Genomic DNA, 24,461 nt, shown 5'->3' on the forward strand with positions numbered 1-24,461 from the left:
TTATGAAAAAGCGATTGAGATAAATTGTACTTACGTAGCGTTTCTTGCAAGCCATTCATCTCTACTTCCTGGATGATTTGAAGCTTCTGTGCTTCACTCCATTTTCTTTTGATTATACTCATATTTTTTAAATTTAGTGACTTTTTAATAAGTCAATCTATTTCTAAAAATATCTCCAGCCTTTTAGGAGGCTAATACAATCACGAAGTACTATTACAAAAAGTAATAGGAATATAATAGGAATAATATTTTGTTCAAAATGGGGATATTTGTAACCTTTAGGTTCTTTTAACAACGAATCTTGAACTGAAACATTTTTGTAATAGCAATGTATGTTTAGACACATTGGGGATAATAGAAACTACCAACACAATTTACGGATAGCATCCTTACTGTCGTTTGTTGCAGGCATTGTGAATGTAGTTGGATTTTTATCGGTGCAGCGATTAACAACCAATGTAACGGGACACTTTGCCTTTTTTATTGATGATGTATTTAAGCTGAACGTATGGCATGGTCTTATTTTTCTGTTGTACATTGTGTTCTTTTTATTAGGTTCTTTTATATCTAGTTTTTTGGCGGAGACTATTTTTAGATGGAATAAGGCATATGTATATATTATTCCCGCGTTAATAGAAAGTGCTTTACTTTTTTTTGTGGCTTTTTTGGGAAAGCTAATTCCTACTGAACCCGATACCTTGGCCTTTTTATTATTGTTTACCATGGGGTTACAAAATTCATTGGTCACCAATATTTCAAAAGCAACCGTTAGAACCACCCACCTCACCGGTTTATTCACCGATTTGGGCATTGAGCTATCACAACTATTTTTTTATCACCAACCCGAACAGAAAAAAAAATTACGCGCTTCTATTCGTTTAAGATTTAGAATTATCATTTTCTTTTTTATAGGTGGCACGGGAGCGGGATTGCTATATTCATTATTGAAACTAAAGGTATTGCTCCTAGCCGGTTCAGTGTTGGTAATAGGGGCCACGTTAGATTATTGGAAATATGGCATAATTAAAGCCAAACGAAAATACATGCGTAGATAAATGACTTTTTTCATAAACGAGGCATGATTTAAGTTAATACTAAGCTATATGCTTGTTTAGTGCATTAACCAAATAAATAATTTTAGAAAAAATACTCTATTATATTCCTATTAATACTTTACAACGGGAAGGCACTTGTGTAAAAGAGAAAGTATAATGCCTACAATCTATTTAAGCCTATTTAAATATTTATAAGCAATCATTCTTTTTGCAAAGGATGCTTACATTTTCTGTAAGCAACAAAATAGGTTTATTTTTGTGGCTCCATCAAAGCATTTATTCCTCATTGATAAATTCTAACATTGAAATTAAGGCAAAGAAGAAAAATAGTACGCTACTTAGATATTTTGGATAAGCCCATACAACCGAGTCCACTGGTGTTTAGCAGAACTTTTTTATTGTGGGCATTGATTGGTATAGTGGGGGGCATAATAGCCGGGTTGTATTGGATTGGTCTGGATTTTTTAATGCACCTTTTTGGTTATTTTAAAGGATGGCAGGTTATTCCTATAATGGCCACCGCCGGGTTACTGGCAGGATTAGTGATTCATTTTTTTGGCGACCCCGGTGAGTTAAATTTAATAGTGAACAACATTCGTTTTAATAAAGGAAAGTTAGATCCTAAGAACAACCCTTCTATGATTGTTTCTTCTTTATTGTGTGTTGCTTCGGGTGGAAGTTTAGGACCGGAGGCGCCCTTGGTACAAGTAACCGGATCAACAGGTAGTTGGATTGGAAAATAGTTTCGCTTAAAAGGAGAAGAATTACGGTCACTAAGTATTGCCGGTATGGCATCGGGCTTTACCGCCTTGTTTGGTGCGCCATTGGGGGGTAGTTTATTTGCTTTGGAAATATTGCATTATGAATATGCGGCTTTGTATTATAAAGCCATTATTCCTGCATTTGTAGCCAGTTGTTTTAGCTACCTCATATTTGCATTAATTATGCATTTAGGCGTTGGTCCTATTTGGAATTTTTCGGGCTATACCTTTTCGGGTATTTTTGATTTCGGCTATGCTGTTTTGTTTGCTATTGTGGGCGCTGCCATAGGATGGGTGTTTATTTTGGTTGCTAAATTTTTAAAATCCATTTTTGAGAAAAAGCCAATTCCAATATATCTTAAAACATTTATTGGGGGTATATTGCTGGGTATTATTGCTTATTACTTACCCTTAACCCGCTATTTTGGTCACCATGAAATTAATGCGTTGATTGCTGAAAAGTTTACATTACAGTTATTGATTGCGATATTGATTTTTAAAATTATTGCCATTGCCATTAGTGTAACCTCGGGTTGGCGGGGTGGTTTTATTATTCCCTTATTTTTTGTAGGAGCCACATTGGGATTAATTATTCACCAACTTTTTCCGGTCACTAATTTATTGTTGGCCATGGTAAGTTGTATGGCAGCAGTAAATGCCTGTGTAACCCGCACACCCATGAGTACTACTATTTTATTGGCAACACTAACCGGCTTTGGACAATTCATTCCCATATTTTTTGCCAGTTTAACGGGTTATTTCCTGGCACCTAAAATACCCTTTATTACTTCACAAATGGAGCAAGAGGAATAACGCATGATTATGCAAGGGAAAAGAAATTGTAAAATATAAATTACAATTTGATTTAGGTAGCTTGTTGCTCAAGCATATGTTTTAAATGAAGGCAACTATTTTCCACATTTTTTAATTGATAAAAAATGTAAAACTTTGTTGAGATGCTCATTTGTAATAATTTATTGCTGTATTTTTCAAGCATAGCTGCATCGGTAGTAATCAGGGTTTTATGCGGTTGTTCTAGGTTTAACCCATATTTTAATTTAAAAATGTTCTGTGCATATAGAACACAATCCATGGTATTGTTATTAACCACAGCAACTTGAGTATTTAGTGACTTAATTTTATCGTAATAACTGGATATACTATCTGCTAATGCTGGATGATGAATAAGCCTAAAATTACCGGTACTGATTAATTGGTTAAAGGTTTTTTCAGTAGCAAGAAATTCCGGAATCACGCCACCATATTTAAAGAAAAGTTGATAAGCAGTATCAATATTAGCTTCAGAAAGAGGGTGATGGTTTAAAATGTTTAAAAGAGAATCCTGTCCCTTACTGATTATTTTTTCGCGTTGAATGACATCAGCAATTGCAGTAGAGTCGCTGCAAATATCAACATACAAGCTTTTCATGTATGCTTTTTCTTTTGATTTGTCTGATATATGTTCCCGAACATTTTCTGCAACAAAGCCTAGAAATACGGCAATAAAAATCATCAGTCCTTCTAACAAGTAATCCTGCAAATGTTTTTTTTTCTTTAGAAAGATGTGGTGGATGCACTTCCATAAATTAGAAATTTGATGGTTAATTAACAGGCGAAGGGAAGTTTATTTTGTTATGATAGCAATATAAAAAGAAATGGCATCAATACAAAATAGCCTTAAAAAGTTATATTGTTTTTGAAAGAAGAAAAAAATCAATAAGTACAAATAAAATGAAAAGAAGGGATAACAAAAAAGGTTTCAGTAGTAATTCTAACTGAAACCTTTTTAAGATGTGTGGGCCCACCTGGGCTTGAACCAGGGACCCCCTGATTATGAGTCAGGTGCTCTAACCAGCTGAGCTATAGGCCCTGAGCTTTTGGCTCAAAGAGGCGCAAAAATAACTAAAATGCGCTATTTTCCAAATCGTTTTCATTTATCTGTATTAATTCATATTGCTTTGAGTATTCATTACAAAAATTAGCGACTATTTTGGTTGAAAATTGTTCCACCAACAATTAATTATACCCAATATTAGCTTTTGCTTATTTTTAACCCTTTCAATGGCTGCAATTCTGTTATTTTTGCCCTATTCTAAAAAAATGTTAAACCACTCGTATTTATACCGAATGAAAAAAACGATACTATTACTACTGCTTAGTGTAGGAACCTTAACAATGGCTCAGGCACAAATTTCTAATTTGTTCCATAAAAAAGGTAAAACCGATTCAACTGCACAACATAAAACACGTAAAGAGTCCAAACCTGTTATTCCCAAAATTAAAACCGACTGGAGCAAGGTAGATGTCAGCAAAGTGCCATCCGATCACTTTTTAGTGCAGTTTGGTAGCGATACTTGGGTAGGTAAACCCAACCCCGATACCATTGGAACCAAAGGCTTTAGCCGTCATTTCAATGTTTATGCAATGCTTAACAAGCCGTTTAAATCCGATAAGCGTTTTAGTATAGCGTATGGTTTAGGCGTTGGATCCAGCAATATTTTCTTTGACCACCGATATGTAAAAGTTTGGGCGCCGGGCCAAACGCTTCCATTCGATAGTACTACTCGTTTCAAAAAATCAAAAATAACAACCATTTATTTACAGGCACCGGTTGAACTGCGGTATTTTTCCAATCCGGTTGATCCGCAACATTCCTGGAAATTTGCTGTAGGTGCCAAAGTAGGTACTTTATTGAAAGCTTATTTCAAAGGGAAAAATTTATTAGACATTAATAACAACAGCTTATACGGCACACAGTATGTGCAGAAAGAAAGCAATAAAAAATTCTTTAATGGAACGTTTCTAGCGGCAACAGCCCGAGCGGGATACGGAAATGTTTCCCTGAATATTGATTACTCGGTACTTGGTGTACTGAAACAAAATGCCGGACCGGTGATGAATACACTTTCCATAGGCCTTACGATTAGCGGATTGTAAGTGTTGGTGCTGATAACAAAAGCTTTTGCCCTTTTAGCTATTGGCTAAAGGGGCATTTTATTGGCCGGCATTTATGCAATACCTTTGTATAAAATAATTGCCTTTTGATAGATAAACAACAAATAGTAGCCGAAGAAAAAGCCATATTAATTGGATTAGTAACCAAGGAGGATACGCCGGAACAAATAGAAGAATACTTGGATGAATTAACATTTTTAGCCGAAACGGCCGGCGCCATTACTTTAAAACGCTTTGTACAAAAATTACCACACCCCGATAGCCGCACCTTTATTGGAAAAGGAAAATTAGAAGAAATAAAAGCCTATGTTCAAACCAAAGGGGTTGCATTGGCCATTGTAGATGATGAATTAAGCGGCTCACAAATTTCAAATATTCAAGATGCCATTGGCATTAGAACCATTGACCGAAGCGATTTAATTTTAGACATTTTTGCGCGTCGTGCCCGCACTGCGCAGGCAAAAGTGCAGGTTGAATTGGCACAATATCAGTATTTACTACCTCGATTAAAAGGGATGTGGAAACACTTGGAACGCCAAGGTGGCGGTATTGGTACACGGGGTCCGGGAGAAACTGAAATAGAAACCGACCGCCGGATTGTAAAAGATAAAATTGCTTTGTTGCGTAAGCGTTTACAGGAAATAGATAAACAGGCCTTTACTCAAAGGAAGGAAAGGGGCGAATTTATACGCGTAGCATTGGTGGGCTATACCAATGTGGGGAAAAGCACCATCATGAATCTTTTAAGTAAAAGCGAAGTGTTTGCTGAAAATAAACTATTTGCCACATTAGATACCACTACCCGCAAAGTGGTATTTGAAAGTACGCCCTTTTTATTAAGTGATACAGTAGGGTTTATAAGAAAACTGCCGCACCATTTAGTAGAAAGTTTTAAAAGTACTTTAGATGAAGTACGGGAAGCGGATATACTATTGCATGTGGTTGATATTTCGCATCCAAAATTTGAAGAGCAAATGGGTACCGTGCAAAAAACCCTTCAAGATATTAAAGCCTTTGATAAACCCATACTCACCGTTTTCAATAAAATGGATTTGTATGAAGCTAAATATTTTGACGAATGGCTTTCAGAAGAAGTAAAAACCGATATTTTAAACGATTTATATGGTAAATGGCAACACCTTACCGAAGGGAATTGTGTATTTATTGCAGCCGTGGAAAGAAGAAATATTGAGCAATTAAGAAAAGAAATAATGGAAAAAGTTCGGAAAATGTATCAGGTACGTTATCCTTATAAAACTGTATACTTTTAACCATGTGGTGGAAGCAAAAAGCCGAAGAATGGGTAAATGCCGGTCCATTATTACAATGGTTTCAGCCGGGCGAACAGGGGCTAAAATTAGCCGAAATAGCGGGTAAAACCATTACTTTGGCGCAATGGAAGGATCGTCAATTTGCCTTTGCCAAAAAATGTCCGCATGCCGGGGGCATATTGGCGCATGGTTATATAGATGCACAAGGGTGTATTACTTGCCCTTTACATCATTATAAATTCAATATGGAAAACGGCCGTAATGTAACGGGCGAAGGTTATTATTTAAAAACATATGCGGTAAAAATTGAAGCAGGTGATTGGTGGGTGGCCATATCGTAAAGGGAAATCAGCGATTCAGCTAAAATATTTTGGCATTTTTTTCTGGGATATTTTGCAGAAAAACATTTTTCCCTATTTTTGCGCTCCGCAATTGCGAAAGGTATTCCCGAATAGCTCAGTTGGTTAGAGCATCTGACTGTTAATCAGAGGGTCACTGGTTCAAGTCCAGTTTCGGGAGCGAAAATAACAGGTAGTCAAAACGGCTACCTTTTTTATTGAGATTTTTTAAACTCAGCTGTTTGAAGTTTCACCTGTGGCGAGATTAATCAGAAGCTCACTCATTGAAGTTTAGTTTTGAGAGTGGATTATTTAGCCGAGGATAAAGCTTCTCTATGCTCTAAGCATTTATGTAGTCGCTGATGGTAGTGTAATATTTTTGGGATAACAATTTTTTCAATGGATGGCTTATTAGCATATAAAAATGATATCTCTTTATTTTGTGAAACCTATAAGTTAAAAGTTTGTATGCTTTTAGATCGGTTTTGACCGACGACTTTGGGGAATTGTAATTCAATAGATACCTATTTTACAAACGGAAGTTCAAGAATTGTTGGGTGATTAAATAGTACTCCACACACTGCTAAGAGTATTTTCAAAAAAAAGGCCATCCTGTAGAAACAGAATAGCCACTAACGATTGCTTGCCATATGAAAACTCGTCATCAATAATTTCTCTCTTGTCTTCTCTATGCACTGTAAAAATGCAACAATTTATTTTTAAATAGAAATATTATTTGTTTGTATTTATGATGCCCAAATGCTTTAATTTGTTGTAATTTATTATAAATCAATTATTTATGAAAAAATAAATGTTATGTCCAAAGTAAATATAAAAAAATACTATTTGTTTATTTTTATTTTTTTATCACCTTTTATTTTCAAAATGTCTTTTTTTTGGTACTAAATCACGAAAATAAAACACGTATATTTTATTTTAATACGAATTTAATATTGGTACTTTGCTATTACAAAGTAATGACCCAAAGCGGAATATTTAGGTAGGCAAATGGTTAAATAATCATCAATTAAATGTGAATTATTTGTAACAAAATGACCATAAAATCGTTATAGATTTAACAGTTGATTCCCATTTTTCTTTTACTTTTAAAAGATTCCCAATTTTTAAACAAGCGAAGTTTTGTTTTGTTGAGGCTTATGTTTTTTGTAAATTTAAACCTCGATTAAGGCTTGCTATTTCAGCTGTTTTAATTTGCACATTTACAAGCAACTACAAACAATCTCAGTTCATTTATCATATTAAAACGATTGTCATGATAACGTTAAATGTCAATAACAAGACCTACAACTTAGATGTAGCTCCGGATATGCCCTTGTTGTGGGCTATTCGCGATTATGTGGATTTAACAGGTACCAAATTTGGATGCGGCATTGCGCAATGTGGGGCCTGTACGGTTCACGTTAATGGGAGCCCCGTTAGGTCGTGCAGTTTTCCTGTAGCTGCTGCGGTAGGAAAAAATATTACCACTATTGAGGGTTTGGCCGACAATAAAATTGGTGAAGCTGTTGAAAAAGCTTGGATAGAATTGCAAGTGCCTCAATGTGGTTATTGTCAATCGGGCCAAATTATGAGTGCTACGGCCTTGTTGAAAAACAAACCCAAACCAACCGATGCAGATATTGATGCCGCCATGATGGGCAATTTATGCCGCTGTGGTACTTATCAACGTATTCGCTCGGCTATTCATAGGGCTGCTGAAATCATCAATGCTTAATGCTTAAAAATATTTACATATGTCTGAGTCAACCACCACCACGCTACATCGCCGCCAATTCTTGAAATTATCGGGATTTACCGGCACCGGTCTTATGCTGGGCCTTTCTTTAAAAGCCAATGGCGAATCAGTTATAGAAAAAATAACGCGCTCTTATTTAGATAAAGAAAGGCTAGAAACAATAGCCGGAAATACGGATGCTTATAATCTTACCCCATTTGTCATTATTGAACCATCCGGTACTATTACTATCATGAATCCTCGTCCTGAAATTGGACAAGGTGTTTTTCAATCGGTTCCTTCCTTAATAGCTGAGGAACTAGAAGTGCCTTTAGATGGCGTTACTATTTTACAAACCGGTGGCCAAAAGAAATTTGGAAATGGACAGTTTGCGGGTGGTAGTGCATCAATTAGAACCAGCTATACCCAAATGCGCCAAATTGGTGCAGCAGCAAAAGACATGTTAATTGCTGCAGCAGCGCAACAATGGGGTGTTCCGGTTGCCGAATGTTATGCAGATAATGCCAAAATAATTCATAAACCTTCGGGGAAAACAGTTGGATATGGGGCAGTGGCCGAAGCTGCATCAAAATTAGAAGTACCCAAAAACCCCGCATTGAAAGATCCTAAAGATTTTAAAATATTAGGCAAACGTTATCCAAGACCCGATGTTCCTTTAAAATCAACCGGCAAAGCCATTTTTGGAATTGATGTAAAGGTGCCGGGAATGGTATATGCTTCTATAGAACGTTGCCCTGTTTTTGGTGGCAAACTAGTGAAGTATGATGATACCGCCGCTAAAAAAGTGAAAGGCGTTATTGGTGTAGAAACTTGTGAGCGCGACATTAACGGGCATCATTCGGTTGGGGTGGCTGTTTTGGCAGAAAACTACTGGGCTGCTTTGCAGGGAAGAAAAGCATTGAAGGTAACATGGGATTATGATGGGCATGAATCATTCAACTCCAACAGCTTTGCCGAAAGTTTACGTCAGGCTGCAAAGGAAGAAGGAGCCATTGATCATGAACAAGGCAATTTCGATAAGGCTTTTGCCGATGCCCCTGTAAAATTGGAGGCATTTTATGAAACACCTGTTGTATCACATTCTGCCATTGAACCCATGAACTGTGTTTGCAGTTGGCACGATAATAATAAAATTGAAATATGGGCATCTACACAAGTGCCGGGCCGTATCATGGATCAATTCACTAAAAAATACAATATCCCTGAAGAGAACATTACCATACATGTTTTATTCAGTGGCGGTGGTTTTGGAAGAAGGCTATATCCCGATTATGTGGAAGAGGCATTGGAGTTAAGCAAAAAAGTGGGCAAGCCTGTTAAATCCATATGGACACGAGAAGATGATACCAAAATGGGTCCTTTCCGCCCCATGACTTTCTCTGCATTTAAGGGAGGGTTAGATGCAAATGGTAATCCCGTTGCCTTTCAACATAAAGTAATTTCTCCCACATTAGATGGGAATAAAAATTATGATAAAACGAAGGCCAACAAAACCATGACCGAAGGCATCAGCGAACAGAAATATGAAATTCCCAACATGAAAAATCTGTTCGTATTTCAATATATGCCGGTACCATTGGCAGCTTGGCGAGCAGTTACCAGCACCACTTTGGCATTTTCACATGAATGCTTTTTAGATGAAATGGCGGTTGCAGCAAAAAAAGACCCGATGGATTTTAGAATGGCCATGCTAAGTAAACCCAGTGATACCAAAACATTAATGCAAAAATTACGTGAGGTATCAAAATGGGATACGCCGTTACCCAAAGGTTGGGGCAGAGGGGTGGCACAATGGGAGTTTTTTGCGGGAATCGCCGGCTATGTTATTGAAGTTTCTAAGAAAGGAAATGGCATTAAAATAGAAAAGGCATATGCGGTTATTGACTTAGGAACAGTGGTAAATCCTGATACGGTAGAAGCCCAAGTGCAAGGTGCAGCGGTAATGGCATTAGGTGCCGCCATAAAAAATGGTATCACTTTTAATAACGGACAAACTGTTCAAAGTAATTATAACAATAATCCCATTGTTCGTATTAATGAAATGCCGCCGGTAGAGGTACATATAATTGCCAATGGAGGACCAGTTATTAAAGGAGTGGGTGAACCCGGATTACCACCTTTTGCTCCTGCATTGTGCAATGCTATTTATGCCGCAACCGGAAAAAGAATAAGAAAACTTCCTTTTGATATTAACAACATTGTTTAATCCAATTACACGCATAGTTTAAATATGAAAAAAATTATTACCAGCATGGCTTTATTAACGCTTGGCTTTTTGGCTGTTTCATTTCAACAAGATAAAGCATTAAAAGAAAGTATAGCCCGAGGCAAAGAAGCCTATGCTTTGTATTGTCAAAACTGCCATATGGAAAATGGAAAAGGACAGGAAGGTATGTTTCCACCTTTAGTAAAAACCGATTTTATGCAAAAGCCTATTGAGGCATTTGTAAGTGTTATTTTAAAAGGGCAACAAGGTATCATTACCGTAAATGGCGTAGAGTATAATAACGTTATGCCTGCTCAGGATTATTTAACCAACGAACAAATTGCAGACATTATTAATTATACACGAAATAGTTGGGGCAATAAATTAAAAGGCATGGCTACACCCGATAAAGTAAACGGTATGCGTAATTAAGAAGTTTTAAAATGAGGCATGAAAGAAATAAAAGATATTATTGTTGCTTACACCAAAGCCTGTGCTTTACAACAGCATACGGCTTTGGCAACAGTGGTAAAAGTTGAAGGTTCCTCATACAGAAGGCCGGGTGCCAGAATGTTGGTGAATGAAACAGGTGAAGTTACCGGTGCTATCAGTGGCGGTTGTTTAGAAGGTGATGCATTGAAGAAAGCATTATTAGCCATACATCAAAATAAAAATAAAATTGTAGTTTACGATACTACCGATGAAGAGGATGCTAAACTGGGCATTCAATTAGGTTGTAACGGAATTGTATCCATTTTATTTGAGCCATTACCACTAGAAGTTGAAGTGCCCAACAATCCGATAAATGCCTTACGGAATGCCATTGCTGATAGAAGTAATACTGGTATCGTTATCTGTGGATTTAATTCTAATTCACAACAACACCTGGGAACTACTGAATTAAACTTGCTCCCAATTGCTGTACAAAAAGCCATTACTGATACCTTGCAAATAGAGCAGGTTAATGATGGCCACATTATGCAAGAATGGGAGGGAACCCAACAGCAATTGTTTATACAACAAGTTCAACCTTCCATACAATTAATAATTGTTGGGGCGGGAAATGATGCCATTCCTTTAGCCAGAATGGCTGCAATAACCGGCTGGCAAATAATATTGGCCGATGGCAGAAAAACACATGCAACTAGCCAACGCTTTCCTCAAGCGGAACAAATACTGGTGGGCAAACCGCAAGAAGTGGTTCCTCAATGGCCGATAGATACAAATACCGCCATTGTATTAATGACACATAATTATAATTATGATTTAGCAGTTTTAGCGGAATTGCAAAAATTACCCCCGTTGCCATACATCGGCTTATTGGGTCCGGCTTCTAAAAGAGAAAGATTACTGAATGAATTAGCTGAACAGGGAATTGAGTTCTCTGATGATCAAAAAATGAATATTTATGGTCCTACCGGCTTAAACCTTGGAGCAGAAACTGCTGAAGAAATTGCTGTTTCAATAGTAGCAGAAATTATGAGCGTATTAAATAAAAAAAATCCGTATCACTTACGTGATAAATCAGCAGCCATTCATGCAAATCATTTATGAAAACAGGCATTATTATATTAGCTGCAGGCGCTGCAACAAGAATGGGTAAACCTAAAATGTTATTGCCTTATGGCGAAAAAAATCTATTGCAACACATTGTTCAACAGGCACAACAAATACCATCTGAAGGCATATTAATTGTTACCGGTTATTATGATGCCATGATAAAACAAGCATTCAATAATTATCCAATATACTTGGTATATAATGAACAATGGAAGGAAGGAATGGCTTCTTCTATAAAATTGGGATTACAGTGGTGGCTTGAACAGAATAATGCTTTAACACAAATAATGATTTTAGTGAGTGATCAACCTTATTTAAATGCTGATATTTTAAATAAACTATTACAGCAACAACAACAAACACAAAAGGGAATCATAGCGGCCACTTATGAAGGAATAACAGGAACACCAGTTTTGTTTTCGCGCCAATATTTTTCCCAATTACTTCAATTGAAGGGTGATAAAGGTGCCGGAAATATTTTAAAAGCATTTCCTGAAGATGTAGCTACCATTTCTTTTGAAGCGGGAAAATATGATATTGATACACCGGAGGATTATGAACAATTTTGTCTCCACAACAATTAAACCATGTTAATTGATTCACATCAGCGGATACATACTTATTTACGCATATCTCTTACGGATAATTGCAACCTGCGCTGTTTTTATTGTATGCCGGCAGAACAATATAGTTTTATGCCTGCAGCGCATTTAATGCAGTCTACTGAAATTTTGGAATTGGCCAAGATATTTGTTGAACAGGGTGTTACTAAAATTCGCTTAACAGGTGGGGAGCCTTTGATAAGAAAAGATGTTGCTGAAATTATTCATTTGCTATCAAGCTTACCGGTATCATTAACCTTAACAACTAATGGCATAAGGGTACACCAATTTGTTGATGCATTCAAAGCAGCAGGCATAACATCTATCAATGTTAGTTTAGACACCTTACAAAAAAATAAATTCAAACAACTAACCAGGCGCGATGAATTTGAACGAGTAAAAAACAATATTGACCTGTTACTTCAACACAATTTTAAAGTAAAGGTGAATGCAGTGGTGGTAAAGGGTGTGAATGATGATGAGTTGTTAGATTTTGTGCAATGGACACAACATACCCCCATTGACGTACGTTTTATTGAATTTATGCCTTTTGAAGGAAATCAGTGGAAAAGTGATAAGTTGGTAACCTATCAACAAATGTTGGATACAATTGCTTCAGTGTATGATATTGTGCCTATTCAGGGTGATATACACGACACCAGTAAGCAATTTAAGGTGCATAATTTTGTAGGAACATTTGCTATGATAACTACCATGAGTGCCCCTTTTTGTGAAGGTTGTAACCGTATTCGATTAACGGCAGATGGTAAAATGAAAAACTGCTTATTTGGTGCCGATGAAACAGATTTGCTAACACCTTTAAGAAATCATCAAGATGTATTGCCATTAATTCAACGAAATATATTGGCCAAACATAAAGCTTTGGGAGGTCAATTTTCTAATCAATTTAATTTAATTGATGCCAATAGCTTGCACAATAGAAGCATGATTGCTATTGGCGGATAAGGTGAATAATGAAAATTATGATTGCAGTAAATACCGCAAAACAAATAATTACTGAGCAATGCATTAAATTACCCATTGTGCAGATTGAATTACTCAATGCCCTGAATTATGCATTAGCAGAAGACATATTTAGTCCTATACAATTTCCGGCATTTCGTCAATCATCAATGGATGGGTATGCAATTTATTGGGATGAAAAAGCCAATCAGTTAGCCATTCAGGCTGCTATGCCGGCAGGTACAGCGCAACCCTTATTGTTGCAAAAGGGAAAAGCCATTCAGGTATTTACCGGAGGCCCTGTGCCTGATGGTGCCGATTGTGTTGTTCAAAAAGAATGGATAACCGTCAACAACTCAACCATTCAAATTCAGCTCAACAATAACATTCAATTGGGTGATCATATTCGTAATGTTGGCAGCGATTTACAAAAAAATACTTTATTGTTGCAAAAAGGTACAGTTATACAACCCTCGCATATTGCTTTAATGGCGAGTGCGGGTATTACAACCGTAAAAGTTTTACAAAAGCCTTCCGTTGGTATTTTAATTACCGGTAATGAATTAGTACAGCCGGGTAATGCATTGTCATTTGGTAAAGTGTACGATTCAAATGCTTTTACCATTCAAGCACATTTAAAAAAGGTTGGCATAACACAAATACAAGTGCGTTATGTTTCCGATAATTTGCAGGAAACGGAAAATTCTATAAAAGAGTTACTACTGCATCACGATATGGTAATAATTACCGGTGGCGTTAGTGCCGGTGATTATGATTATGTTCCACAAGCTTGTATCAATGCCGGAGTGCAACAACATTTTCATAAAGTAAAACAACGCCCGGGAAAACCTTTGTTTTTCGGCACACAAAAAAATAAGCTGGTATTTGGTCTGCCTGGAAATCCGGCCGCGGTAATTTCCTGCTTATACCAATATGTTATTCCTGCTATTGATCAAATATGTGGTACACATACTATTCACGCAACAACAGCTAAAGTAAGTACAGCATTTCAAAAAAACATTCCATTAACCCAATTTTTAAAAGGATATTTGGAGGGAAACACGGTTAAAATTCTTCCTGCTCAGGCTTCCTATCAATTAAGTGCCTTAACCAATGCCAATTGTTGGATAGAATTAGAAGAATCAGATACACAAATTGAATCAGGGGCAGAAAAAAGAGTTTATTTGTTTTTATAATATAACTGTATGCATGAAATTTGGATTTATTTGTTATTCTTTTTGGTGGCTTTTTTCTATTCCAGTATTGGACATGGAGGCGCCAGTGGTTACTTAGCTGTAATGGCGCTTTTAAATTTTACACCGGCAGTAATGAAACCAACTTCTTTGCTATTGAATACTTTGGTTTCATTCATTGCATTTGTATCATTTTACAGAGCCGGACATTTTAAATCAAAATTATTGTGGCCGCTAATTGCAGCTTCCATACCCTTTGCTTTTTTAGGCAGCATTTTGCCTGTATCTGAATTGATATATAAGAAATTATTGGGTGTGGTATTGCTTATTTCTATTTTACGCTTGTTGTATCAAAATGCTGAAAAGCCCGTGGTAAAAAATCCGAAGTGGTATGTATTGTTTATCATTGGTGCATTAATTGGTTTAGTGTCGGGTATGATAGGTATGGGCGGAGGCATATTATTGGCACCGGTTTTATTACTGATGAGTTGGGCTACACAAAAGCAAACAGCCGCTATTTGTGCTATCTTTATTTTCTTAAATTCAATTTCGGGAATGGTAGGACAACTAAAAACCGGGTTCCCGCTCAGTACCCAAATTATTAGCATTATAGTCATTGTTTTAGCAGGCGGATGGTTGGGTGCATACATTGGTTCAAAAAAATTAAACGAAAAAGGCATGAAATACATGTTGGCCATTGTACTAATCATGGCATCCATTAAATTATTATTGGTTTAATTTGTACGTATGCAAGTATTGGTTTTTGGAAGTCTTACAGATATTGTTGCGCCTTTGCCTAACGATATAATCTGTGATAATACAGAACAATTGATTGGCTTGCTGGAAGCAAAATATCCGGCAATAAAAACAACCACCTATTTTATAGCTGTAAATGGAAAAATGATACGAGAAAACACTCCATTGCAACCAACAGATACGGTAGCCTTAATGCCGCCATTTTCAGGAGGATAGTGCCATGTTAGAAAGCATAAATGAACGGTATAGCCGTCAAATCATATTACCGGGTTTTGGTGAAGCAGCCCAGCAAAAACTGCGGCAAGCCAAGGTGTGTATTGTTGGTATGGGTGCTTTAGGATGTCCTGCATTACAATATTTAACAGCAGCAGGTGTTGGCAATATGGGTATTGTTGATGGGGATGTGGTTCAATTACACAACTTACATCGTCAGCCACTTTTTTTTTCTAATGAAGTTGGCGCATTAAAAGTAATGGTGGCGAAACAAAAAATGCAGCAACTCAATCCGTTGGTAAACATAACGGATTACCCTTTCCATATTCATCCGAAAAACGCATTGCAAATACTCAGCGAATACGATATAGTTATTGATGCAACCGACAATTTTCCAACAAAATATTTATTAAACGATGCTTGTGTAATATTGCAAAAGCCATTGGTGTATGGAGCTGTTTCACAATATGAAGGTCAAGTATCTATTTTTAATAATAATTTGAATGGCGGAAAAAATATACAATATCGAGATGTATTTCCCGACCCGGCCGCTACGGCAAATATTCAATCCTGCGAACAAGCAGGTGTATTAGGCGTTTTGCCGGGAATAATCGGCACATTACAGGCAACTGAAGTGATTAAATTTATTACGGGTATGGGAAAGTTGTTGGACGGACGGTTATTAACTTATAGAAGCTTAGAAACTCAATTTTACGAAATTGAATTGACTAAAAATGCTAATGCTGTAAACATAAATGTAAATGAGTTTCAGCAAACAGATTATCAGCATATCTGTAATGCAGCGTCAACGGAAGAGTCGTTAAGTGTTGATCAGTTTAAGCAAATGCTGCAACAGCAATTATTGTTTGTTGTAGATGTTAGAGAGATGGGCGAATTGCCGCATGTAAATTTTGTAGATCATCAAATACCTTATTCACAAATAATACAAGCGGAAAATAATTTGCATATTCCCGTAACGAATAAAAACATTTGTATAATTTGTCAACAAGGTGTTCGTAGCAGAAATGCTGCTACTATTTTTCAAAGCAAAACTTTGCAAAAAATATTTCATTTGCAAGGCGGGTTAAATGCATATTTCAACAGTTAAATGTATGAGTGAAAAAAAAATAAAAAACATTTTTGTAGAAGGGCCTATTTCCCCACAAAAAATAGCAGAGAGTATTGCACAACATGCCAGTAAAAAAAATATTGGAGCACATAGCATATTTTTAGGACAAGTACGGGCTGATGAAAAACCCGAAGGCATAGTAACGGCAATTGAATATACGGCATATGTTGATATGGCATTGGAACAAATGCATACCATTCGCGAAGCTATATTTGAAAAATATGCACTCACCTGTATGCATGTATATCATAGTTTAGGAGTAGTACCTGCCGGCGAGTTAAGTTTATTTGTATTTGTATCATCACAGCATCGGAAAGCCGCTATAGATGCTTGTGAAGAATTGGTAGAAGCCATTAAATTTCAGCTGCCGGTTTGGGGCAAAGAATTATTAGATAATCAGCAAACCATTTGGAAAGAAAATCATTAATATGGTCAACATCACCCATAAATCAAACACTTTACGCAAAGCTGTTGCCGTTGCAAGCATAATTGTTTCTTTGCAAGAAACCATTCGGGCAATCAATGAAAAGCGAGTTCCTAAAGGCGATGTTTTTTCATTTGCTAAAGTGGCAGCACTGTTTGCCGTAAAAAAAACAGATACTGTTATACCCGATTGTCATCCTTTACCGGTTGAGTTTACTGATGTTCGATTTTCCGTGCATGATTTATGCATTACTGTTGAAGTAGAGGTACATACCATTTATAAAACTGGCGTTGAAGTGGAAGCCATGCATGGGGCAGCTGTTGCTGCACTTACCTTGTATGATATGTTAAAACCAATTGACCCACATATTGAAATACAACAAATAAAATTATTATCAAAATCTGGCGGTAAAAGCGATAGAAAAAATACCGAAGCCATCAATGCGGCAGTAGTGGTTTGTTCCGATTCTATTTCACAACAAAAAGCTACTGATAAAGCCGGCTTGGCTGTGGTTGATAAATTGAAGCAATGGCAAATTAATACCTTGCATTATACTATTATTCCCGATGAAGTAACAGCAATACAAACTGCTATTCGTGAATTTGTGAACAATAATATTCAGCTGTTGATTTTTGTTGGGGGAACCGGAGTGTCTAAGCGTGATGTTACACCCGATGTGATAAAACCTTTATTAGAAGTAGAATTACCCGGCATTATGGAGCAAGCCCGCAGTTATGGTCAGGAGCGGATGCCATATGCTATGTTATCGCGGAGTGTAGCAGGATTTATTCAAAACACATTGGTATTAACCTTTCCGGGCTCAACAGGTGGAGCTACGGAATATATGGATGCTTTATTTCCTGCAGTATTGCATGCATTGAGTATTCGAAACAACGAACCACATTAGCAAATCTTCTATCTTTTTCATCTATCAATTATTTTATACTACTGTACGAAAATGATACAGGTTGGTGTGCGATCTATCATGCAAAAGCATGAAGTTTAGTTAATAAAAATAAAATAAAAATATATATGTAAAAAATTGAACAAATAAACTTTCCTTATATCATATTAAAAATACCATTTACCCTTTTTCAGTTGTTACGCGAAATAATGCTTAAGAAATTTGTTGTGTAAATAAACCCTGCATGCAAACTTTTCTTGCTTATTTAAATAATTGGAAGTGGAACGATGAAAAAGTTTTGCATCATTTTGCAGATGCATTTACGCCTTTGTGTGTAAAACGAAAAACTTTATTAACAGTGGCCGGGGAAACAGAGCGATACTTATATTTCGTAAATGAAGGTGTGCAAAGAATATTTTATGTAACCGATGAAGGGAAAGACATTACTTTATTGTTTGGTTATTCGGGTTCACTTTTTGGAATTGCAGATAGCTTTTTATTACAAAAGCCCGCAGCTTATTTTTTTGAAACACTAACGGCAAGTCATTTTTTACGCTTGCATTATGATCGATTACAACAATTAGTTCAGCAATATCCTTTCATTCAATCTTTTTTATTAAGTGCAACCGCAGCGGCTTTACAAGGTACTATTCAAAGACAAATTGAGTTACAGACTTTCAGCAATGAACAAAAATTTCATGCTTTAATGCAGCGCAATGCCCACTTGCTAAATAAAGTGCCGCATAAATACATTGCTTCTTATTTGGGTATGGATGCTACCAATTTTAGTAAACTGCATAATCACCAAAAAATTACAAATCATGGTAAATGCCAACATTTAGATTAATGCCATTCTACATTTTTGCATTGTGTATTCATACTTGATATAGAATGTGTAAAATAAAAAAATTAGTGTATGAAAAAAGTTGATACCCATTTATTCATTGAATCATTAATAGAAAAAGTACGTTCCACGATTTTTGAAGTGCAACAGTTAAGACATTTCAACACAACGGTTTTATCTCTGCAACCAAACCGGCAATCATGGAGTGTGGCGCAGGTTATTCAGCACTTAAATATTTATAACGAGTACTATATTCCTGCTATAGAAAATAAGTTACATCTGCATAATACTAAGCCATTGCCAAAATTCACATCAGGTTGGTTAGGTAATTACTTTACTCATTTAATGGAACCTAAATCAGGTAATAATATTGGCAAAAAAATGAAGGCAATGAAAAGTGCTATTCCACAACAACAACCCAATGCAGCAAAGGAAATCAATGTCTTTATTCAAAATCAACATCAATTATTACAATTGCTTCAAGTTGCTACTAATGCCAATTTACAGACCATTCGTATTCCTACCTCTTTAAACAAATGGGTAACTCTAAATCTGGGTGATACGTTTCGTTTTTTAATTGCACATCAAGAACGCCATTTCGTTCAAATTAAAAATACTTTATCCATTACATCACAGCAAAACAAACAATATTACCCATCTGGTAGTCATGTTGTCAGTCATCAATAAACTTTAAAAAATAAAATTATGTTTACTTTTAAAAAAATATTTGTCGTGTTATTGAGTGCAGTAGCATTTTTTTCCTGCACAAAAAAACCGGTTTGTCCAATACCTCCGCCGGAACCTTCACCCAATATGGTATATTTTAATTTGAATGATAGGGTTGTTAAACCCAATCAGAATGCTATTTCTATTGATGTAAATACCGATGGTAGGAAGGATTTGTTTTTTGGAGTAATGATGGTGGGAGATCCTATATTAAAACAAGACAAATGGGAGTTTATGGTTACATCGGATTTATATACACTGTTGGCGGAAAATTTAAATGGAGAAATGCCAGTAATGGAAGCAAACACGCTCATTCCTACCAATACATTCTCCGGATATTTCTGGTATGGTGCATCTAGCATTATGATGGTTCAAAAGGTAATTAGCTTTGATAGGCCGGATTATTGGGAGGGCCACTGGATGCATGCCACCAAAAAATATTTACCCTTTCAATTGGTAGCAAATGCCTGGCCTTATACCGGTTGGATTGAGCTAACCGTTGATACTGATAATGAACGAATAATTTTACATCGTGGTGCTATTTGTACACAAACCAATGTTGCCATAAAAGCAGGAATTTAATGCAAGATACAATGTAGGAATGTGTTGCTGCAAAGCCTTGAATTGCCAGGAGGTGTTTTGTGAAAGCAATATATTCCTACATTGTTTTTTTTCTTTTATTTGCAAATGGAAAAAGTTGCAAATAAAATTATCATTATTACAGCCCCATCCGGTGCAGGTAAAACATCAATTACGCATTATTTATTAGCCAAATATCCCAAATTAGCATTTTCTATTTCAGCAACCACTCGCAAACCGCGCAATAATGAGCAAGATGGGAAAGATTATTACTTTATTAGTACCGATGAATTCCAACAAAAAATAAAAGAAAATGCTTTTATTGAATGGGAGATGGTATATGAAGGAAAATATTATGGCACTTTGCATGCCGAGTTAGAGCGTATTTGGGCGAATGGTAAAGTGCCTGTTTTAGACATAGATGTAAAAGGTGCTATACATGTGCAACAGCAATTTCCCAATCAAACGCTTTCCATATTCATTGAAGCCCCCAGTTTAGAGGAGTTGAAAAAACGGTTAGAAAGCAGAGGAACGGAAACCCCTGAGAGTTTGGCTACCCGATTAAATAAAGCCAGTTATGAAATTTCATTTAAGCATCATTTCAATATTGAGATAATTAATAACAATCTACAAGAGGCCTGCCATCAGGCAGAAACAGCCATTTGCAATTTTTTAGGCTGGTAACAATTGTGTAATTTCAATAAATTTTTAACACCGCAATTTTTATAAAAACAAATAGCTTATCTTGTTTCCAAACAAGTAGCGTATGTTGTTTCAAAATAAAACCGTTTTCATCACCGGTGCCAGCAGAGGTATCGGCAAGGCTATAGCGTTAGCTTTGGCTAAGCAAGGGGCTAATATTGTTATTGCAGCAAAAAGTACGGAAGAAAATCCCAAACTGGGGGGTACTATTTTTTCTGCTGCTGATGAAGTAAAAGCTTTAGGTGCAAAAGCATTGGCTGTTCAAACCGATATTCGTTTTGAGGAACAAATACATGCAGCAGTTGATAAAGCAGTAGCCACTTTTGGTGGAATTGATATTTTAATTAATAATGCATCAGCTATTCAACTTACCGATACACTTTCAACCGAGGCCAAACGATTCGATTTAATGCATAGTATAAATGTAAGAGGCACTTTTTTAGTAACGCAGGCGTGCATTCCACATTTAAAAAAAGGAAAGAATCCCCATATTTTAACGCTTTCGCCCCCTATTAATTTGCAACCTAAATGGTTGGCACCACATATAGCTTATACTTTAACCAAATACAATATGAGTATGATGGCCATTGCTTGGGCACACGAATTAAAAGGTGATGGTATTGCCTCAAATGCCTTATGGCCCAGAACTACTATTGATACGGCTGCAGTGCGTAATTTGTTGGGTGGTGTTGCTTTGGCCAATCAGAGTAGAACACCACAAATTTTAGCGGATGCAGCTTCATATATTTTACAAAAAAAATCAACAGAATGTACCGGCAATACTTTTATTGATGAACAGGTATTAACGAATGAAGGGATTACCGATTTTGATGTTTATTCCGTTGTTCCGGGTGCTACTTTGTTTAATGATTTATTTGTTTAAATTCATGGTTACATAATTTTCCTATTACTATATTACCAAAACTAAACACTTATGAGAAAATGGAAATTAATACTATTGGCCGGTACCTTTATTTGGCCAATGGTTACAATGGCGCAAAATAGCCCATTAAAACAAACTGCTTTAACCGATTTGCAAGGGCAATACAACCACTATAAAAATGTGGAATTGCAAATATGGAATTTTGCTGAAGTAGGGTATAAAGAAGTAAAAAGTTCTGCATTATTACAACAGCAATTAAAAGATGCCGGATTTAATGTAGATGCCGGTGTAGCCGGTATTCCTACTGCTTTTGTTGCAACGTACGGCAATGGAAAGCCCGTTATTGGTATTTTAGCTGAGTTTGATGCATTGCCCGGTTTATCACAACAGGCGGTTCCGGAGAAACAACCCATAAACGGGCAAATAGCAGGACATGGATGTGGACACCATTTATTTGGTACTGCATCAGTGGCAGCAGGAATTGAAATTCAAAAACTAATTGCTTCTGGTCAATTAAAAGGCACTATTAAAGTTTATGGGTGCCCGGCTGAAGAAGGAGGAAGCGGAAAAGTTTATATGGTACGTGCCGGATTATTTAACGATGTAGATGTTGTTTTGCATTGGCATCCCGGTGCAGAGAATGGGGTAACCATGACCAGTGCGTTGGCAAACATATCTGCCAAATTCCGCTTTCATGGTATTGCTGCACATGCAGCCGCTTCACCCGATAAAGGCCGTTCAGCATTAGATGCAGTAGAAGCCATGGATTATATGGCCAATATGATGCGTGAACACGTGCCACAAGAAACCCGTATTCATTATATTATTACGAATGGGGGTAAGGCACCCAACGTTGTGCCCGATTTTGCAGAGGTATATTATTATGTACGTAACCCCAATAAAGAACAAGTAAAATCAATCTTCGAGCGTTTGGTAAAAGCCGGTGAAGGTGCTGCATTGGGTACCGGCACCACAATGGATTATGAAATTATTGGTGGCACCCACGATTTATTGTTGAATAAAACCTTAGCACAGGTTATGCAAACCAATCTGGAACAAGTAGGTGGAGTTAGCTATACTGCCGATGAAATTGCATTTGGAAAAAAATTGCAATCCACTTTCAATTTCACAGCACCGCCAATTGAATCTGCAGCTACTATTAAACCATTAAAAGAAGAACAAGATGCCGGAGGAGGTTCTACGGATGTAGGTGACGTTAGTTATGCAGTGCCCACAGTTGGTTTAAGGGCTGCAACCTGGATTCCCGGAACGCCGGCCCATAGTTGGCAGGCAACAGCTTGTGGAGGTACTGATATAGGCGCTAAAGGCATGATGGTGGCCGCTAAAACCTTAGCATTAACGGCTATTGATTTATACCAAAACCCATCAGTGGTAGAAGCTGCTAAAAAAGAATTTGTACAAGCCAAGGGCAATTATCAATACAAAGCATTGTTGGGCGATAGAAAGCCCGCATTAAATTATCGTGATTAAACAACAATAGGATACATTTAATAAAAACCGCTCTTTTACATGAGAGCGGTTTTGTCATGTATTTGCCCATTTGTTTACAAAAAATTTTATTACTTGTTGTTTTTCTTAAAATTGTTAACAGTAGTGCCCTAATTTTGGCAATTAAAAGCATCGCAACCATTTATACAAACCAATGAAAGTAACCGAACACATTCAACAAGCTAAAAGCACTTTATTATCTTTTGAAGTTTTACCCCCGCTTAAAGGAAAAACCATAACTTCTATTTACGACCATTTAGATCCCTTGATGGAGTTTAAACCTTCTTGGATAAATGTAACCTACCACCGCAGCGAAAGTATGTTTAAGAAAAAGGCAGATGGTTCGTTTGAAAAGGTTGAAGTGCGTAAAAGACCCGGTACGGTTGGTATTTGTGCTGCTTTAATGAACCATTATCAAATTGATACCGTTCCACATTTAATTTGTGGTGGATTTACCAAACGTGAAAGTGAAGATGCACTTATTGATTTGAATTTTTTAGGCATTGATAATGTTTTGGTTTTAAGAGGCGATGCTGCAAAAAATGAAGCCGGCTTTGAACCTGAACCTGATGGACACGCACATGCTATTGATTTGCAAAAACAAGTAGTAAACTTGAATCACGGAATTTATATTGATGAAGATATTCGCGATGGCAGCAAAACCAATTTTTGTATTGGAACAGCAGGCTACCCTGAAAAACATTTTGAAGCGCCTAATTTAGAAATTGATTTACAGTTTTTAAAAGAAAAAGTAGATGCCGGTGCCGATTATATTATGACACAAATGTTTTTTGATAATCAAAAGTTTTTTGCTTTTGAAAAAGCTTGTCGCGATATGGGTATTCAGGTTCCTATTATTCCAGGCTTAAAGCCAATAACTTCTAAAAAACAATTAACAGTATTACCTCGTATTTTTCATGTAGATATTCCAACCGATTTATCGAATGCTATTTTAAAATGTAAAACAGATGCTGAGGTTGAAACTATAGGAACAGAATGGTTAATTCAACAATCTAAAGAGTTAAAAGCTCACGGTGTTCCTGTGTTACATTATTATACTTTAGGAAAACCTAAAGTAATACGTAATGTGGTGAAGGAAGTGTTTTAAGCTTCTTGTTTTATAAAGTAGGTT

Annotated in this window: 25 protein-coding genes, 2 tRNA genes and 1 pseudogene; 25 read left to right on the forward strand and 3 right to left on the reverse strand. The window is 36.6% G+C overall.

Annotation, left to right across the window (positions count from 1 at the left end; translation table 11 throughout):
* The first annotated feature begins 332 nt into the window (after positions 1–332).
* Positions 333–1,055: a YoaK family protein gene (locus tag ACP5P5_RS09000; RefSeq protein ID WP_428285776.1), complete on the forward strand. Its 723-nt coding sequence runs from the start codon at positions 333–335 to the stop codon at positions 1,053–1,055.
* Between the two features lie 512 nt (positions 1,056–1,567).
* Positions 1,568–2,629, forward strand: a pseudogene (locus ACP5P5_RS09005) (chloride channel protein).
* A 52-nt stretch (positions 2,630–2,681) separates the two neighbouring features.
* On the opposite strand, the gene ACP5P5_RS09010 reads toward ACP5P5_RS09005, so the two are convergent.
* Positions 2,682–3,356 carry a hypothetical protein gene (locus ACP5P5_RS09010; RefSeq protein ID WP_428285777.1) on the reverse strand — a complete coding sequence of 225 codons (675 nt, stop codon included), beginning with the start codon at positions 3,354–3,356 and terminating at the stop codon, positions 2,682–2,684.
* Between the two features lie 256 nt (positions 3,357–3,612).
* Positions 3,613–3,686, reverse strand: a tRNA-Ile gene (locus tag ACP5P5_RS09015).
* A gap of 257 nt (positions 3,687–3,943) precedes the next feature.
* Between ACP5P5_RS09015 and ACP5P5_RS09020 the strand changes: the two genes are divergently transcribed.
* The 4 genes from ACP5P5_RS09020 (at position 3,944) to ACP5P5_RS09035 (ending at position 6,561) form a co-directional block, all read left to right on the forward strand.
* On the forward strand, positions 3,944–4,753 hold the full coding sequence (locus ACP5P5_RS09020) for an outer membrane beta-barrel protein (RefSeq protein ID WP_428285778.1): 810 nt from the start codon (positions 3,944–3,946) through the stop codon (positions 4,751–4,753).
* 104 nt (positions 4,754–4,857) lie between these two features.
* Positions 4,858–6,042, forward strand: a complete 1,185-nt coding sequence (hflX, locus tag ACP5P5_RS09025; RefSeq protein ID WP_428285779.1) for a GTPase HflX — start codon at positions 4,858–4,860, stop codon at positions 6,040–6,042.
* A gap of 2 nt (positions 6,043–6,044) precedes the next feature.
* Entirely contained in the window at positions 6,045–6,383 is a 339-nt protein-coding gene (locus ACP5P5_RS09030; protein ID WP_428285780.1) for a Rieske (2Fe-2S) protein, read from the forward strand.
* Between the two features lie 104 nt (positions 6,384–6,487).
* A tRNA-Asn gene (locus tag ACP5P5_RS09035) sits at positions 6,488–6,561 on the forward strand.
* 380 nt (positions 6,562–6,941) lie between these two features.
* Here ACP5P5_RS09035 and ACP5P5_RS09040 read toward each other — a convergent pair.
* Complete coding sequence (locus tag ACP5P5_RS09040) at positions 6,942–7,076, reverse strand: hypothetical protein (RefSeq protein ID WP_428285781.1); 135 nt, start codon at positions 7,074–7,076, stop codon at positions 6,942–6,944.
* Between the two features lie 577 nt (positions 7,077–7,653).
* On the opposite strand from ACP5P5_RS09040, the gene ACP5P5_RS09045 reads away from it, so the two are divergent.
* The 19 genes from ACP5P5_RS09045 (at position 7,654) to ACP5P5_RS09135 (ending at position 24,437) form a co-directional block, all read left to right on the forward strand.
* Positions 7,654–8,115, forward strand: a complete 462-nt coding sequence (locus ACP5P5_RS09045; RefSeq protein ID WP_428285782.1) for a (2Fe-2S)-binding protein — start codon at positions 7,654–7,656, stop codon at positions 8,113–8,115.
* A gap of 19 nt (positions 8,116–8,134) precedes the next feature.
* Positions 8,135–10,342 carry a molybdopterin cofactor-binding domain-containing protein gene (locus ACP5P5_RS09050; protein ID WP_428285783.1) on the forward strand — a complete coding sequence of 736 codons (2,208 nt, stop codon included), beginning with the start codon at positions 8,135–8,137 and terminating at the stop codon, positions 10,340–10,342.
* A 24-nt stretch (positions 10,343–10,366) separates the two neighbouring features.
* Complete coding sequence (locus ACP5P5_RS09055; RefSeq protein ID WP_428285784.1) at positions 10,367–10,774, forward strand: c-type cytochrome; 408 nt, start codon at positions 10,367–10,369, stop codon at positions 10,772–10,774.
* 18 nt (positions 10,775–10,792) lie between these two features.
* Entirely contained in the window at positions 10,793–11,896 is a 1,104-nt protein-coding gene (locus tag ACP5P5_RS09060; RefSeq protein WP_428285785.1) for an XdhC family protein, read from the forward strand.
* Positions 11,893–12,486, forward strand: coding sequence for a nucleotidyltransferase family protein (locus ACP5P5_RS09065; RefSeq protein ID WP_428285786.1), 594 nt, complete (start codon positions 11,893–11,895; stop codon positions 12,484–12,486). Before ACP5P5_RS09060 ends, ACP5P5_RS09065 begins: the two co-directional genes overlap by 4 nt.
* Before the next feature lie 3 nt (positions 12,487–12,489).
* The gene (moaA, locus tag ACP5P5_RS09070) at positions 12,490–13,470 is read left to right on the forward strand and encodes a GTP 3',8-cyclase MoaA (protein ID WP_428285787.1); all 981 of its coding nucleotides are present in this window, start codon (positions 12,490–12,492) and stop codon (positions 13,468–13,470) included.
* A gap of 17 nt (positions 13,471–13,487) precedes the next feature.
* The gene (locus ACP5P5_RS09075) at positions 13,488–14,663 is read left to right on the forward strand and encodes a molybdopterin molybdotransferase MoeA (protein ID WP_428285788.1); all 1,176 of its coding nucleotides are present in this window, start codon (positions 13,488–13,490) and stop codon (positions 14,661–14,663) included.
* A gap of 9 nt (positions 14,664–14,672) precedes the next feature.
* Positions 14,673–15,398, forward strand: a complete 726-nt coding sequence (locus ACP5P5_RS09080; protein ID WP_428285789.1) for a sulfite exporter TauE/SafE family protein — start codon at positions 14,673–14,675, stop codon at positions 15,396–15,398.
* A 9-nt stretch (positions 15,399–15,407) separates the two neighbouring features.
* Positions 15,408–15,632 (forward strand): MoaD/ThiS family protein, encoded by a 225-nt coding sequence (locus tag ACP5P5_RS09085; RefSeq protein ID WP_428285790.1) that lies wholly within the window; start codon positions 15,408–15,410, stop codon positions 15,630–15,632.
* A gap of 4 nt (positions 15,633–15,636) precedes the next feature.
* Positions 15,637–16,737, forward strand: coding sequence for a ThiF family adenylyltransferase (locus tag ACP5P5_RS09090; RefSeq protein ID WP_428285791.1), 1,101 nt, complete (start codon positions 15,637–15,639; stop codon positions 16,735–16,737).
* Between the two features lie 4 nt (positions 16,738–16,741).
* Positions 16,742–17,185, forward strand: coding sequence for a molybdenum cofactor biosynthesis protein MoaE (locus ACP5P5_RS09095; protein WP_428285792.1), 444 nt, complete (start codon positions 16,742–16,744; stop codon positions 17,183–17,185).
* 1 nt (position 17,186) lies between these two features.
* The gene (moaCB, locus tag ACP5P5_RS09100; protein ID WP_428285793.1) at positions 17,187–18,089 is read left to right on the forward strand and encodes a bifunctional molybdenum cofactor biosynthesis protein MoaC/MoaB; all 903 of its coding nucleotides are present in this window, start codon (positions 17,187–17,189) and stop codon (positions 18,087–18,089) included.
* Between the two features lie 241 nt (positions 18,090–18,330).
* On the forward strand, positions 18,331–18,933 hold the full coding sequence (locus tag ACP5P5_RS09105) for a Crp/Fnr family transcriptional regulator (protein ID WP_428285794.1): 603 nt from the start codon (positions 18,331–18,333) through the stop codon (positions 18,931–18,933).
* A 69-nt stretch (positions 18,934–19,002) separates the two neighbouring features.
* A complete protein-coding gene (locus ACP5P5_RS09110; protein ID WP_428285795.1) occupies positions 19,003–19,617 on the forward strand; it encodes a DinB family protein in 615 nt (204 codons plus the stop codon).
* Positions 19,618–19,635: 18 nt separating this feature from the next.
* Positions 19,636–20,238, forward strand: a complete 603-nt coding sequence (locus ACP5P5_RS09115; RefSeq protein ID WP_428285796.1) for a hypothetical protein — start codon at positions 19,636–19,638, stop codon at positions 20,236–20,238.
* A 105-nt stretch (positions 20,239–20,343) separates the two neighbouring features.
* On the forward strand, positions 20,344–20,919 hold the full coding sequence (gene gmk, locus ACP5P5_RS09120) for a guanylate kinase (protein WP_111297123.1): 576 nt from the start codon (positions 20,344–20,346) through the stop codon (positions 20,917–20,919).
* A gap of 82 nt (positions 20,920–21,001) precedes the next feature.
* Entirely contained in the window at positions 21,002–21,820 is an 819-nt protein-coding gene (locus tag ACP5P5_RS09125; protein ID WP_111297122.1) for an SDR family oxidoreductase, read from the forward strand.
* A gap of 51 nt (positions 21,821–21,871) precedes the next feature.
* A complete protein-coding gene (locus tag ACP5P5_RS09130; RefSeq protein ID WP_428285797.1) occupies positions 21,872–23,311 on the forward strand; it encodes an amidohydrolase in 1,440 nt (479 codons plus the stop codon).
* 172 nt (positions 23,312–23,483) lie between these two features.
* Positions 23,484–24,437, forward strand: coding sequence for a methylenetetrahydrofolate reductase (locus tag ACP5P5_RS09135; protein WP_428285798.1), 954 nt, complete (start codon positions 23,484–23,486; stop codon positions 24,435–24,437).
* Positions 24,438–24,461 lie beyond the last annotated feature (24 nt).

It is taken from the genome of Hydrotalea sp. (genome assembly GCF_049968455.1).
Taxonomy (GTDB): Bacteria; Bacteroidota; Bacteroidia; order Chitinophagales; family Chitinophagaceae; genus Hydrotalea.

Coding starts and splice junctions, on each gene's coding strand:
- ACP5P5_RS09080 (WP_428285789.1), top strand. CDS start 14,673: ATGCATGAAATTTGGATTTATTTGTTATTCTTTTTGGTGGCTTTTTTC.
- ACP5P5_RS09085 (WP_428285790.1), top strand. CDS start 15,408: ATGCAAGTATTGGTTTTTGGAAGTCTTACAGATATTGTTGCGCCTTTG.
- ACP5P5_RS09075 (WP_428285788.1), top strand. CDS start 13,488: ATGATTGCAGTAAATACCGCAAAACAAATAATTACTGAGCAATGCATT.
- moaCB (WP_428285793.1), top strand. CDS start 17,187: ATGGTCAACATCACCCATAAATCAAACACTTTACGCAAAGCTGTTGCC.
- gmk (WP_111297123.1), top strand. CDS start 20,344: ATGGAAAAAGTTGCAAATAAAATTATCATTATTACAGCCCCATCCGGT.
- ACP5P5_RS09125 (WP_111297122.1), top strand. CDS start 21,002: ATGTTGTTTCAAAATAAAACCGTTTTCATCACCGGTGCCAGCAGAGGT.
- ACP5P5_RS09050 (WP_428285783.1), top strand. CDS start 8,135: ATGTCTGAGTCAACCACCACCACGCTACATCGCCGCCAATTCTTGAAA.
- ACP5P5_RS09020 (WP_428285778.1), top strand. CDS start 3,944: ATGAAAAAAACGATACTATTACTACTGCTTAGTGTAGGAACCTTAACA.
- moaA (WP_428285787.1), top strand. CDS start 12,490: ATGTTAATTGATTCACATCAGCGGATACATACTTATTTACGCATATCT.
- ACP5P5_RS09000 (WP_428285776.1), top strand. CDS start 333: ATGTTTAGACACATTGGGGATAATAGAAACTACCAACACAATTTACGG.
- ACP5P5_RS09065 (WP_428285786.1), top strand. CDS start 11,893: ATGAAAACAGGCATTATTATATTAGCTGCAGGCGCTGCAACAAGAATG.
- ACP5P5_RS09105 (WP_428285794.1), top strand. CDS start 18,331: ATGCAAACTTTTCTTGCTTATTTAAATAATTGGAAGTGGAACGATGAA.
- ACP5P5_RS09135 (WP_428285798.1), top strand. CDS start 23,484: ATGAAAGTAACCGAACACATTCAACAAGCTAAAAGCACTTTATTATCT.
- ACP5P5_RS09045 (WP_428285782.1), top strand. CDS start 7,654: ATGATAACGTTAAATGTCAATAACAAGACCTACAACTTAGATGTAGCT.
- ACP5P5_RS09110 (WP_428285795.1), top strand. CDS start 19,003: ATGAAAAAAGTTGATACCCATTTATTCATTGAATCATTAATAGAAAAA.
- ACP5P5_RS09060 (WP_428285785.1), top strand. CDS start 10,793: ATGAAAGAAATAAAAGATATTATTGTTGCTTACACCAAAGCCTGTGCT.
- ACP5P5_RS09130 (WP_428285797.1), top strand. CDS start 21,872: ATGAGAAAATGGAAATTAATACTATTGGCCGGTACCTTTATTTGGCCA.
- ACP5P5_RS09095 (WP_428285792.1), top strand. CDS start 16,742: ATGAGTGAAAAAAAAATAAAAAACATTTTTGTAGAAGGGCCTATTTCC.
- ACP5P5_RS09030 (WP_428285780.1), top strand. CDS start 6,045: ATGTGGTGGAAGCAAAAAGCCGAAGAATGGGTAAATGCCGGTCCATTA.
- ACP5P5_RS09090 (WP_428285791.1), top strand. CDS start 15,637: ATGTTAGAAAGCATAAATGAACGGTATAGCCGTCAAATCATATTACCG.
- ACP5P5_RS09055 (WP_428285784.1), top strand. CDS start 10,367: ATGAAAAAAATTATTACCAGCATGGCTTTATTAACGCTTGGCTTTTTG.
- ACP5P5_RS09115 (WP_428285796.1), top strand. CDS start 19,636: ATGTTTACTTTTAAAAAAATATTTGTCGTGTTATTGAGTGCAGTAGCA.